This is a genomic window from Lacrimispora indolis DSM 755, from assembly GCF_000526995.1.
Classification (GTDB): Bacteria; Bacillota; Clostridia; order Lachnospirales; family Lachnospiraceae; genus Lacrimispora; species Lacrimispora indolis.
In genome coordinates this window covers 243,189-256,057 of sequence record NZ_AZUI01000001.1, presented here as the reverse complement: position 1 = coordinate 256,057, position 12,869 = coordinate 243,189, and the positions used below count along the sequence as shown (strand labels likewise).

The 12,869-nt window shown below is 44.8% G+C and carries 12 protein-coding genes; 9 read left to right on the top strand and 3 right to left on the bottom strand.

Going from position 1 to position 12,869, the window contains the following annotated elements; all coding sequences use genetic code 11:
* Positions 1 to 109: 109 nt before the first annotated feature.
* Positions 110 to 562 carry a DUF3888 domain-containing protein gene (locus K401_RS0101260; RefSeq protein ID WP_024291262.1) on the bottom strand — a complete coding sequence of 151 codons (453 nt, stop codon included), beginning with the start codon at positions 560 to 562 and terminating at the stop codon, positions 110 to 112.
* A gap of 101 nt (positions 563 to 663) precedes the next feature.
* Between K401_RS0101260 and K401_RS32690 the strand changes: the two genes are divergently transcribed.
* A complete protein-coding gene (locus K401_RS32690; RefSeq protein WP_156882327.1) occupies positions 664 to 804 on the top strand; it encodes a hypothetical protein in 141 nt (46 codons plus the stop codon).
* 20 nt (positions 805 to 824) lie between these two features.
* On the opposite strand, the gene K401_RS0101250 is transcribed toward K401_RS32690, so the two are convergent.
* Positions 825 to 1,157, bottom strand: a complete 333-nt coding sequence (locus K401_RS0101250) for a hypothetical protein (protein ID WP_024291261.1) — start codon at positions 1,155 to 1,157, stop codon at positions 825 to 827.
* A 918-nt stretch (positions 1,158 to 2,075) separates the two neighbouring features.
* Positions 2,076 to 2,351 carry a hypothetical protein gene (locus K401_RS0101245; RefSeq protein WP_024291260.1) on the bottom strand — a complete coding sequence of 92 codons (276 nt, stop codon included), beginning with the start codon at positions 2,349 to 2,351 and terminating at the stop codon, positions 2,076 to 2,078.
* 126 nt (positions 2,352 to 2,477) lie between these two features.
* On the opposite strand from K401_RS0101245, the gene K401_RS33815 reads away from it, so the two are divergent.
* The 8 genes from K401_RS33815 (at position 2,478) to K401_RS33120 (ending at position 12,762) form a co-directional block, all read left to right on the top strand.
* The gene (locus K401_RS33815) at positions 2,478 to 2,612 is read left to right on the top strand and encodes a hypothetical protein (RefSeq protein ID WP_278245760.1); all 135 of its coding nucleotides are present in this window, start codon (positions 2,478 to 2,480) and stop codon (positions 2,610 to 2,612) included.
* Between the two features lie 130 nt (positions 2,613 to 2,742).
* Positions 2,743 to 3,096 carry a hypothetical protein gene (locus K401_RS0101240; protein ID WP_024291259.1) on the top strand — a complete coding sequence of 118 codons (354 nt, stop codon included), beginning with the start codon at positions 2,743 to 2,745 and terminating at the stop codon, positions 3,094 to 3,096.
* Between the two features lie 791 nt (positions 3,097 to 3,887).
* Positions 3,888 to 4,511, top strand: a complete 624-nt coding sequence (locus tag K401_RS0101220) for a hypothetical protein (RefSeq protein WP_024291258.1) — start codon at positions 3,888 to 3,890, stop codon at positions 4,509 to 4,511.
* Position 4,512: 1 nt separating this feature from the next.
* On the top strand, positions 4,513 to 4,908 hold the full coding sequence (locus K401_RS0101215) for a hypothetical protein (RefSeq protein WP_024291257.1): 396 nt from the start codon (positions 4,513 to 4,515) through the stop codon (positions 4,906 to 4,908).
* 656 nt (positions 4,909 to 5,564) lie between these two features.
* Positions 5,565 to 5,780 (top strand): hypothetical protein, encoded by a 216-nt coding sequence (locus K401_RS0101205; protein ID WP_156945238.1) that lies wholly within the window; start codon positions 5,565 to 5,567, stop codon positions 5,778 to 5,780.
* 100 nt (positions 5,781 to 5,880) lie between these two features.
* A complete protein-coding gene (locus tag K401_RS0101200) occupies positions 5,881 to 8,175 on the top strand; it encodes a GLUG motif-containing protein (RefSeq protein ID WP_166435251.1) in 2,295 nt (764 codons plus the stop codon).
* A 1,516-nt stretch (positions 8,176 to 9,691) separates the two neighbouring features.
* Positions 9,692 to 12,517: a polyadenylate binding domain-containing protein gene (locus tag K401_RS33355; RefSeq protein ID WP_207641452.1), complete on the top strand. Its 2,826-nt coding sequence runs from the start codon at positions 9,692 to 9,694 to the stop codon at positions 12,515 to 12,517.
* A gap of 11 nt (positions 12,518 to 12,528) precedes the next feature.
* Entirely contained in the window at positions 12,529 to 12,762 is a 234-nt protein-coding gene (locus tag K401_RS33120; protein WP_166435245.1) for a hypothetical protein, read from the top strand.
* Positions 12,763 to 12,869 lie beyond the last annotated feature (107 nt).

The following is a 12,869-nucleotide window of genomic DNA, read 5'->3' as shown; positions in this document are numbered from 1 at the left end:
CAATGGTAAACTTTAGTAAACTGATGAATAAATTGGAAAAGAAAGGCATCACAACATATACGATTAGAAAAAAGTCTTTGATTTCCCAGAGTAGGGTAGATTGGGTCATTTAAGGTAAGGCTTTCTTTATCATATCCTTTAGATGATTGGGAATGTCATATGTTTTTATATGTACAAAGCTAATAAATGTTTTATTCCCAGATGAATCTATCTGAAATGATGCTTCGTCATAACCAACTGGATCATGCGCCCCTATCATTGGAGTAATACCAAAAGTAATATTTATATTTCCATGTTCCTTTAAGATCTTTTGAACTTTTATTTCATAATTAAAAATAGCTGGGGTCATTGTAAAATATTCGTCATAGAAGCCATTTGAGGCGGATGTAATATACTCAATAAATAATGCTATTATTAATTCATCCTTTAACTCAGTGGGGGAAGTGGCATTAATATTAAATGTGCTTTGAATTTTATAATTGTTGATAAAATTGGCAGATATCAATAATAATAAGAACCATAATAAAGCCAAGTATACAATTAAATTCTTCCGATTTTTCATAATTTCCCCCATTGAGAATTGCTTAATTAATAAAAGATATTATTTCTAAAAGAAACTTATTCCAAAGAGCTTGTTAATTAAATTGAGATTGGGAGGTCAAGATGGCAGAAATAAAAGTTGAAATAGGGCACGGTATTGATGGTTATGAGTGCCCTGAGTACGAAAACGATGAAACTGAGCTTGGTCAGAGCTTTTGCCAAGAATGCGGTGAACCGCTTGAATGGAAAGAGGAATATAATTAGGAAAAGGTATGGAATGAATATCAACAGACCCACATACCTTCTTTGGGCAGTTGTTTGGTCTTTTGATAAAGGGATATGATTTTATTAATCGTTATTAGGGCGAATATATCGAAATTCTCAAAGTTAAATTCGGCATAATAACAGGGCGTAACCTGAATTATTTGATTTTCAATTGCATCTGCAATCGTATTACGGTCATTGAAAAGATGCAAGGGAATTTGAATTCTTCCGTCAAGAGAGTTAAAGATATCCTCATCATATGAAAAGCTGAAGTTTGAACCACCATAGGCATAATATGCAATATCATTTTCTGTATTTAGTAACCTGTATTTGGCATGGATTCCTCTGCTCATATGGATACCTCCTCAAATGATGTTGAATAATTGTAATCATTACTATAATAATACAATTCATAAATGTTCTGCCGAGTTTTGCTGCATTTATTATAGCAAATTTATCTGGAATGGCAAGAAAAAGTATATGAGAGTGAGAATATTAGGATTTTACGAATCTCTGTACATTGAAAGCTTAATATTGATGGTCAGTAAGTTGGATAGTATACTATTCATAAAAATGAAATATCTATATGACGTGAGTTATGATTTTTTAGTTTGGACAGCATCAGGTAGATATTGATGTAGATAAAACGAGATCATTCTATGAAAATGCTCCTTTTATTAGTGAAGGTTGTTCTTGTAGTGGTTGCCGTAATTATGAAAAAGTTATTAAAGCGCTTCCACCAGAAGTGACAGTTTTTTTTGATCTGGGAGTTGATATGAGAAAAGTAAGTGAAGTTTATGTGAATTGCACCAATTCTAACGGGACATTGTTTTACGGTGGTTTTTATCATCTTTGTGGAACCTTGTTGGCGGGCAAAAGTGCATGGGTGCCTAAGAGTCCTTCAACTTCTCATTGAGAAGAAGAACAAGCGTTTCGAGTAACAGATGATTTTCATATTTCCTTTCAAAGAGAATGTGATTTGCTGGAGGATGTTTTCCTAGACCCGCTTTGCAGTTGGAAATATCTGCAAATGTCCCCTGGGTATTACTTGAAGATAATAAATATATGTAAGTCTATCGGTGTAATGCATATCCAATAATGTACTGAATATGAATAGAAAAACACTAACTATCAGTGTTGAGCTGGTAGTTTTTTATTGCGGTAAAAACTGAAATTTGACGGAACACAGATTGAAAGTGTCATTGCTTTTTACGTAGAATGCACTCCATAACTTTTGGAGTGCAAAATGAGATGAGTCAATGAGGTATTAATTAAACCCTGCCAACATTAAAATACCAATTAGGTATAACATCTTTTTTAGCAGGAATCGCTCTGTAACCTGCTTTAACCATGGCTTCCATAAAGCATTGTGAAGTAATTTGGTGCCCAATATTAACCCCAGTAAAGCGGTTGAAGCACGCCTTCAGACCATAAGCAGTCTGTTGATAGTTAATGCTTGGAATCATCTTATAGTTAAAAAAGATGTGATCGATCAAAATATACTGATCCTGAAGAGATAGATCAGAAAAATGATTAACTTTTATCATGGAACGTCTCCTTTGGTCTATTCTCGGTTCTGGCGTGAGCCTACAAATAAATTATATGAGAAATGTAAAAAGATATGTCAAATAATTGAAAAAGCTGTAATTATAAGAGTAAGATAGAGGTATATCATGGGAGCTATAGCATTATTAGGATTACTTGTAGGGATAATTTTATGGGCAAAAGAAAGCACGACACCAAACACACCGGCTGAGAACACAAGAGATTTAGATGGAATTATGAGAGATTCCAATAAATATTCATAAAAGGAAATGCAAAATAGAATACGAAACGGACACTACAAATAATATGAGCGTCATATATCGTTGAAGGCTACTAAATGCTAAAGATCTGGTGGCTTTTGTATTGCCAAAATAGTATAATGGAGGTGTTGATATGAATAAGATAAAAGTAGAAACTTTTACAGGTGGCAAGAATTTAGTACAATACACAAAAGGAGAATCTGAATATACCGTTTCTTGGGGAGAAACAAACTTTGAGGTTTCTTATGCAGCTTTTAATGATATTCTCAACAATTTACTTGTGAGATCAGATACATGGTATCCGCTTGGTGCGAGCATGACAAAACCTACGCATGGAGGACTGGGCGAATATACATCTAATAATATTAAGAATTTAACTCCTCGACATGCTTCAGCAATAGCACCCATCATGGAAAATGAAGGATTTCTTGAACATAGAATTAAAGGAAGTGCGATATTACTAAAGAAAATTACTGATAAAATTTGAGTTTGATGGGGTGGTAACATGAAAGTAAAAGTAAAGAATTTTTTAATCAGTGGAATTGTAATTTCAGAATTGAAGATAAAACGAATCAGTATATTGTGATTGCAGAGAGCTGCTAACAAATGAATTAAGTGAAAAGGATATTGTTGAAATTAAACTTGAAAGAAGTATGTGGATGGGTGAATAGAAAGAGGTCGTCATAACAATTTAATAAAATCTAAGATTCATGGAAAAAATAGTGGGATTAATGGATATATCAAAAAAACTGCTGGAACTTGTAAGTATTGATATAACTGCAACCGCCGGAGAAGATGAGGTTTAAATTGATTTTGGAGGAGATAATGAAGTTGAAAAATAAGGCGGGTGTGAATGAAAATAATTCTTAAAAGCTATATAGATAAAGTAGAAGAGTCGATTGCAGACTTTGATAATTGCGAAAAGCTTCGTAAAGAAGCAAAAAAATTTAATTCGTTATTTAGATAATTTGAAGCGGGAAGGCTGGATTGATGTCCCATGGAGGGTGACGTAATGTCTCCTGATTATTCCACATTATTCATTGCTTCCCGGACTCCATATGAGGGACAGTTTCTACAATTTAAAGAAAATAAAAGAGTATAATTTTATTATAAGAAAATTTGTTGATAAGGGAGATTTTATTGTGTGGAATTATTGCCGGTAAATGAAGATTATAAGCAAAATTTAGTTTAATAGAAATAGCTTATAAATTGTTCTAAATTATATAAATAAACATATAATTAGATTGTTAACAAATATAAAAAAGGGAGAGTTTATTTATGAGAAAAAGAAAAGTATTGTGTGGCGTTTTATTGTCAGTTACCATGGCGCTAGGAGGTGCGGTGACTTCTTTTGCAGCAGAAAGTTATAGCACATATGATAAGGTCGAAGTCGATGAAACAATTGTTGATACGGTAATTATAGATATTCCTCAAGACGTAATTAATAAGTCTGAGCAGGCTGCCAAAGATCAAATAATGTTGAACTTGAACAGATTGCGCTCGCCGTCATATGAATATAAATTAGAAAAAGTAGGAACTAATGTAGCTACAAAGACTAAAATAGGTTACGCCGCAAACCAGCCTGCTAATGGTACTGTTTTTGCATCGAAAGGCGGATTTTACTGGTCGGATGGCGGAAATGAGACTACAGTATCATTCAGTGTTGGTTATGGTGTTTTTAGTATGAGTGTTAGTCCGGGGAAAACGGGTACTTCAGGTACGTGGATTCAGTCGCCATATGTAAATACAGCCGTCAAATTATTGATTTATAAAGATATAACAGTTACTAAATATGATAAATATAGGAAACCTATTGCAGGGAATGGAAAATGGGAATATGTTGGAAATGAGTATGCAAAAGTGCCAACGAGAAACTATTTAGAAGTGGTAAAAGTAAAATAAAATGAAAACACATAAAAAAATATTGTTCGGACTTCTTGTTTTTTTGATTATATGTGCAGTTGGTATTTTTCTTAATTATAAGAAATCATTGAAGGGATTTTCAGTATTGCAGGGAACATACACATCTGATAAACTTCCATTCACATCAATGGTTTTTGATTTAGATAATAATTATACATTTTATTATTATAACTATGATGAAACAGATAAAGGCACTTATTCAAAAGGCTCGGATAATGAGCACTTTATCAATAGTTCCAAATTTAATAATACTAAAATACTGTATAATGGGGAAAATCAGACATTTACAATTGTGATAGATGGGGAAACTTACTTGTTCAAACAGATTAATCGGTTGCCAACTATAAAAATTGAACCAGAAAAGAATAAAGAGTAATAAAGAGAAGAATATTGTAATCAGTCAGAAGGCATTGGAGAATTATAATCCAGTGCCTTTTATAGTGCTTATAGTGTAAAAATATGGAGGTAGGAAATATGTCATTTTCACAGGAAAGATATAGTATAGGTAATAGACATGATATTAAAGAAGAAATATGTGCTGACGTAATCCAGTACCCACACTTGCCCGGTGAAGAGGTTTACGAATAGCCGATTACCTCTATACATTTTTCCTGCGGCGTTTCCTTCGTCTGACCATCTTGATGAAAAGGACAGAGGAGACGAAATTTAATGAATTACAAGTTGCGCTGAATGGAGCATAGGATACCTCAAATTTTTATAATCTTGCATATATTTACCTAATAAACATTGACTCGAAAGAACAGGGTATGTTTCAGAACATACCCTGTTCTTTTCGGCTGTCGATTCCTGTTAAGTTTCAGAGCTCCAGATTCTCTTTCATGCGATCTTTCATGTCGAAGATATGTACTAGATTATGAGGTGGGTTTATTCAGAACATTAAACCTATAATTCGTTACTTTTATCAACCATACGACTTATTTCTATATTATACCTTTCTTGTAAAGTTTTGCTTAAGTAAGGAGGTGAAAAGATAACTGACTATCCCATTCCTTTATGTTATGGTGGGAGGTCATGAAGTTTCAAATTATCACGGACTATGTTTTGAGAATCATTCTCTGCATGGCACAGCGGAAGGATAAGGTCTCACCCGTAAATAAGGCGGCGGATGCGATGGGTATCATCTGTCCAATGCAAAATTCTGCAGTCTTTTCAAGAAGAAAAAGCGGGTTGACTAAAAAACGACTTGATGAATTGGATGGGCTGATTGTCCATTCACAAAAAACATAAAGAAAAATGATCTCTTGATATGAGGAGCGGCAAATGAAGCGGAATGCGTATAAATGCAGCACAGCGTTTTTCCGAATTTAAAAAAAAGGAGCAGGCGTTAATGAAAATTTATGGAAGAACCCTTTTGAAAAAGATCTATATGCTGTTGGCCTTGGTAGTAGTAATGTCGGCTGTTCTGGGCAGTCAAATGATTGCCCGGGCGGAAGCTTCAGTTACCATGATCTACACAGCAGAGGATTTAGTTAATGTAAGCAATAATTTAAGCGGAAACTATCGGTTGGCAAATGACATCGATTTGACATCCTACCTGGCAGACAAAAGTAATGGCTGGGCAAGCATAGGCCCGTTCAGCGGAAAATTTGATGGAGACAGCCATAAAATCACTGGCTTGTGGCACAATAGCGGCGGCGCCTATAAAGGTTTGTTTTCCACGGCAAACAACGCCACAATTCAAAATCTTATTGTTGAGCTTGACGCCAAAGGCATTTCCGGTGCCTATGAAGTCGGTGGCATTGTTGGTAAGGCTACGGGCGCTACGGTCATAGAAAACTGCACTGTTTCCGGCGGGCCAATTAAGGTTACCGGAGGCGGATATGCAGGTGGAATCGTTGGAAAATCAGACGGGCCTGATGGAAAAGTGATTAACTGTACCGTGATGAACGTGACAACTTATACAAGCGGAAACTATTCCGGCGGAATTATTGGCGTGGCCTATAAGACAAAGATCACAGGCTGTAAAACTGTTGATGTACGTGCGGAGGGCAACTCCTACGTTGGCGGCTTGGCCGGTGCTATACATGGACAGTCTGTGATCACAGACAGCAGTGCAGCGGGAGGGAGCATTTATGCAAGGTCTTCTTATGCCGGCGGTTTTATCGGCGCTATGTATGAGCAATCCACAATTTCCCGGTGTAATGCGGAATTTGAAACTGTTAGAGCGGCTGCCTCTTATGCCGGAGGTTTTATCGGTACGGCCTATGAAAAAGCTGATATATCATATTGCTATGCAACGGCCGATGTTTTTGCAGACTATGGAAACTATGTCGGAGGCTTTGCTGGAGAACTGAACTCCGTGACAGTCACTAACGCTTGTTCTACGGGGAATGTGGCGGCAGTGAGAGGGCAAGTAGCCGGCGGTTTTGCCGGGATTGCCTATGCCCAGTCCTCACTAACCCGGTGCAATGCATTGGGAGATGTATCCAGCAACGGTAATTATGCCGGTGGTCTGTTAGGACAATTGCATGCAGGCTCCATCAATAATGCGTCAACGGTTGAACAGTGCAGCGCCTATGGCAACGTAACTGCAAAGGGAAATGTTGTCGGTGGTTTGATCGGTGAATCTCTTTATTCCAAGGTAAGCAACAGCTATGCCCGGGGTGACGTGTCGGGTAAGTTAAGCGTTGGAGGTCTGGTAGGCTATTTTTCCGGAACCGCTTCTTCTGGACAGACTGTCCTGAACTCTTATTCTACCGGAACAGTGTCAGGCATTTCAGGGAGTGAGTTGGGTGCCTTTACAGGACATTCTGGCGTTACATTTACAGGTACCAACTACTATGACAGCGACCGGGCCAATGTTTCTGCGAGCCATGGCTCTGCCGGAAGTCCGTCCGGGATACCGCCTCAAGGACGCGGAACGGAAGAGATGATGAAGCAGGAGACCTTCGTTGGATGGGACTTTGGAAATATTTGGAACATCGTTGAAGGTGAAACCTATCCGTACTTTGATTTTTGTGGTTTTACACCAGAGGTTCAGAATGTCTCTAGACGTCCTGTTATCAACATTGTATACACCACGGACAAACGGGTATCGGGTACAGGGATTCCCGGATCTGAGGTTACGGTGACGTTTCCCAGCGGCGCTATAAATGTGACTGAGGTCGATTCCCAGGGCAAATGGTATATTGCTGTACCCAGCGGCGAATCGCTTTATGTGGGAGATACCCTGACAGGGACACAAAAGGAAGCTGGAAAGTTGGTAAGCGGTCCGGCCAATACCGTTGTAGCAGTGCGGAATTTGCTGCCGTCGATTGAAAAAAATTGGGAAAACCTAAATGGCAAATCGACAGTGCGCCCCGGAGATACCCTGCTGTTTACCATTACAATAGAAAACACAGATGCGTCCACTCTTACCTGGAAAGATGTCGTCGCGATAGATGCGCTGCACCAATATGTATCCTTTACCGATGGGACACTTGAGATTGACGGCACGCCGGCTGATATCGGGCAGGGGGAAGAACAATATATGTATGATGAGGATAGCCATTCAGTGACGATATATCTGGGGCTGCTGGTTCCCGGACAGTCTAAAACCATTACTTTTCAGGTAGTGGTCAACGAAGAAGTGCCGGATCAAAGCGAAATTAACAGTGGCGTGCATGTAACCGGAAACTATTAAATAGGGTTACGGCTTGCAGGAGGAATAAAAGTGAGAAAAAGATCAAAAAGAAAGCCTTATGAGCGCATTTTAAATGAAAAACGGGCAAGAGCCAGACTGAAGCATATAGCTCGGGTCATATCTGCCTTTACCGTTTGTACGGTAGTAATCAGCAGGTCGCATCTGACAGTAACTGCGGCATATCTGGGAAGAGCCCCACATAAAAATGCACTCACCCAGATTGAAATGATACATAGTCAGGATTCTACATATCAGATCGAGGACCATAGCGAGATAACGCTGGAAATGGATGAAGAGGATTATGCAAACTCTGAAGCCTTTGACTTCGAAGCTGGCATTCTTTCGGAAAATGAAGAGATTGAGGCGGATACAGATGCAGTAGATATGGAAGTGCAACGTTCCGCTTCTCCAAAGCTTCTTTTCAGTGAGGATTATGAGGAAGCAGATAGTCTTTACCAATTCACCTTTGAACACGAAGGTGTTTCCATTGCTACAATCATCGTTAATGGGGAAGGTGAAATTGTAAGTGAAACATACAATGAAAATTACCTGATTGAACATTTTGATGGCTGGGAAACTACAAGTATAAAGAATGAAAACGGACGATTAAACGTTACCCTAGCCTTATACGATAACGAAAGCGGTTCCGCGATCATTTATTCGCAGAACGATCCTATTAAAATAGGTGAAGGGGATGCCGATGCTGATGCCGATGGTGATGCTGACTCAGATGCCGATGCGGATTCTGATGCGGATGCCGACGCTGATGCCGACGCTGATGCTGACGCGGATGCCGATGCTGACGCGGATGCCGACGCAGACTCAGATGCAGATGCTGACGCAGATGCGGACTCGGATGCTGACGCAGATTCAGATGCGGATTCAGATGCTGACGCTGACGCGGATGCAGATGCAGACGCCGATGCAGACGCGGATGCAGATGCCGATGCGGACTCAGACGCGGATGCAGATTCAGATGCCGACGCTGATGCCGACTCAGATGCTGACGCGGATGCCGATGCTGATGCTGATGCCGACGCGGATGCCGATGCGGACTCAGATGCGGACGCCGATGCGGATGCCGACTCAGATGCGGATGCTGACGCTGACTCAGATGCGGATTCTGATGCCGACGCAGACGCGGATGCAGATGCGGACGCCGATGCGGACGCCGATGCGGACGCCGATGCCGATGCCGATGCAGATGCGGACGCCGATGCCGATGCAGATGCGGACGCCGATGCAGATGCAGATGCAGATGCGGACGCCGACGCAGATGCAGATGCGGATGCGGATGCAGATGCCGACTCAGATGCTGACGCCGATGCTGACGCTGACTCAGATGCCGATGCAGATGCCGACGCAGATGCAGATGCAGATGCCGACGCAGATGCCGATGCCGATGCGGACTCAGACGCGGATGCAGATGCCGATGCAGATGCTGACGCGGATGCCGACGCAGACTCAGATGCCGATGCTGACGCGGATGCAGATGCTGACGCAGATGCGGACTCGGATGCAGACGCAGACGCAGATTCAGATGCGGATTCAGATGCTGACGCTGACGCCGATGCAGACGCGGATGCAGATGCAGACGCCGATGCAGACGCGGATGCAGATGCCGATGCGGATGCGGATGCAGATTCAGATGCCGACGCTGATGCCGACTCAGATGCTGACGCGGATGCCGATGCTGATGCTGATGCCGACGCGGATGCCGATGCGGACTCAGATGCGGACGCCGATGCGGATGCCGACTCAGATGCGGATGCTGACGCTGACTCAGATGCGGATTCTGATGCCGACGCAGACGCGGATGCCGATGCGGACGCCGATGCGGACGCCGATGCCGATGCCGATGCAGATGCGGACGCCGATGCAGATGCAGATGCGGACGCCGATGCAGATGCAGATGCGGATGCGGATGCAGATGCCGACTCAGATGCAGACGCCGATGCTGACGCTGATTCAGATGCCGATGCAGATGCCGACGCAGATGCAGATGCCGATGCGGACGCAGATGCCGATGCTGATGCAGATGCCGACTCAGACGCGGATGCCGATGCGGACGCAGATGCCGACGCTGATGCTGACTCAGATGCGGACGCCGATGCGGATGCTGACGCGGATGCAGACTCAGATGCCGACGCCGATGCCGATGCGGACGCCGATGCGGATGCCGATGCGGACGCCGATGCAGATGCCGATGCGGATGCCGATGCTGACGCGGACGCCGATGCGGATGCCGATGCCGACTCAGATGCTGATGCCGATGCAGATGCAGACTCCGATGCCGACGCTGATGCGGATGCGGATGCCGACGCCGATGCGGATGCCGACGCAGATGCAGATGCGGATGCGGACTCAGATGCCGACGCCGATGCAGATGCTGATGCCGATGGTGATGCTGACTCAGATGCCGATGCTGATGCTGATGCTGATTCAGATGCCGATGCAGACGCCGACGCTGATGCTGACGCGGATGCAGATGCTGACGCGGATGCCGACGCAGACGCAGATGCCGATGCTGACGCGGATTCAGATGCTGATGCAGATGCAGATGCAGATGCCGACGCCGACGCCGATGCAGATGCAGATGCAGATGCTGACGCGGATGCAGATAGTGATGCGGACGCAGATGCGGACTCGGATGCTGATGCAGACGCAGATTCAGATGCGGATTCAGATGCTGATGCGGATGCGGACGCCGATTCGGATGCAGATAGTGATGCCGACGCCGATGCGGATGCAGATTCAGATGCAGATGCTGATGCTGATGCTGACGCAGATGCAGATGCAGATGCAGACTCAGATGCAGATGCCGACTCAGATGCCGATGCAGATGCAGACGCAGACGCTGACGCCGATGCGGACTCAGATGCAGACGCCGATGCGGATGCAGATGCAGATGCAGACTCAGACGCGGACGCGGACTCAGATGCTGACGCCGATGCGGATTCTGATGCCGACGCCGATGCTGACGCAGATGCAGATGCTGATGCCGATGCAGATGCTGACGCGGATGCAGACTCAGATGCCGACGCCGATGCAGATGCTGACGCAGACTCCGATGCCGACGCAGATGCTGACGCGGATGCAGATGCGGATGCCGATGCAGATTCTGATGCGGACGCAGACTCAGATGCCGATGCGGACTCAGATGCGGATGCAGACGCCGATGCGGATTCAGATGCGGACTCAGATGCAGACGCCGATGCTGACGCCGATGCAGATGCGGACGCCGATGCAGATGCGGATGCAGATGCCGACTCAGATGCAGATGCTGATGCCGATGCAGATGCAGATGCAGACTCAGATGCGGATGCAGACTCAGACGCGGACGCCGATGCCGATGCGGACTCAGATGCAGACTCAGACTCAGACGCCGACGCCGATGCGGATTCTGATGCCGACGCAGATGCAGATGCCGACGCAGATTCAGATGCGGACTCGGATGCAGATGCCGATGCGGACTCAGACGCGGATGCTGATGCAGATGCGGATGCCGATGCGGACGCCGATGCGGATGCCGACGCGGATGCGGATGCCGACGCGGATGCGGATGCCGATGCGGATGCCGACGCCGATGCTGATGCCGACTCAGATGCAGACGCGGACTCAGATGCAGACGCCGATGCCGACTCAGATGCTGATGCGGATGCTGATGCCGACTCAGATGCTGATGCTGACGCCGATGCGGACGCCGACTCAGATGCGGATGCAGACGCCGATGCAGACGCCGATGCTGATGCAGACTCAGATGCAGACGCCGATGCGGATTCTGATGCAGACGCGGATGCGGATGCCGACTCAGATGCTGATGCGGACGCAGATGCAGACGCAGACTCAGATGCCGATGCGGACTCGGATGCGGACGCTGACTCAGATGCTGATGCTGATGCGGACGCCGATTCAGATGCTGACTCAGACGCTGATGCGGACGCAGACGCCGATGCTGATTCAGATGCGGATGCCGATGCAGACGCAGATGCAGATGCGGATTCAGATGCAGACGCCGATTCAGATGCGGATTCAGATGCGGACGCTGACTCAGACGCGGACGCCGATGCCGACTCAGATGCTGACGCGGATGCGGATGCCGACTCAGATGCTGATGCTGATGCGGATGCCGACTCAGATGCTGATGCTGATGCCGATGCAGACTCAGATGCTGATGCGGATTCAGATGCCGACGCCGATGCCGATGCGGACTCAGATGCTGACTCCGACTCAGACGGCGGTTCCAGCAACTCCGGCGGTTCCAGCAACTCCGGCGGTTCCAGCAGCTCCGGTGGTCCCGGCGGCTCCGGTAGTTCTGGAAGTTCCGGCGGTCCAGGTATAGAGGTTGTAGAAGTGCTGCCAGATGATAATGTACCAATGGGAGTTATCGATCCGGAATATACCACAGAGTCTGTTATAGGAGTTCCGGGAGAAAGAGTGCCGACAGCTTCAGGAGCGTGGGATTCTATGCCTAAGACCGGTTATAACAAAAGTGATTTGCCCAGAGATGGCTTTTTGGCTCTGCTTTCCTCTATAGGGCTTGGCCTGGGATTGGGAAAAAAGAAACGTAGAACGGATATAAAGTGATCTTCAAATAATGTCACTTGTTCCGGACCATCCATGTCGATAATATTATAAGTGTGCTGACTTGATAAAGGTTGACGAGATAAAGCTCATTGGCCTTTATCAAGCCT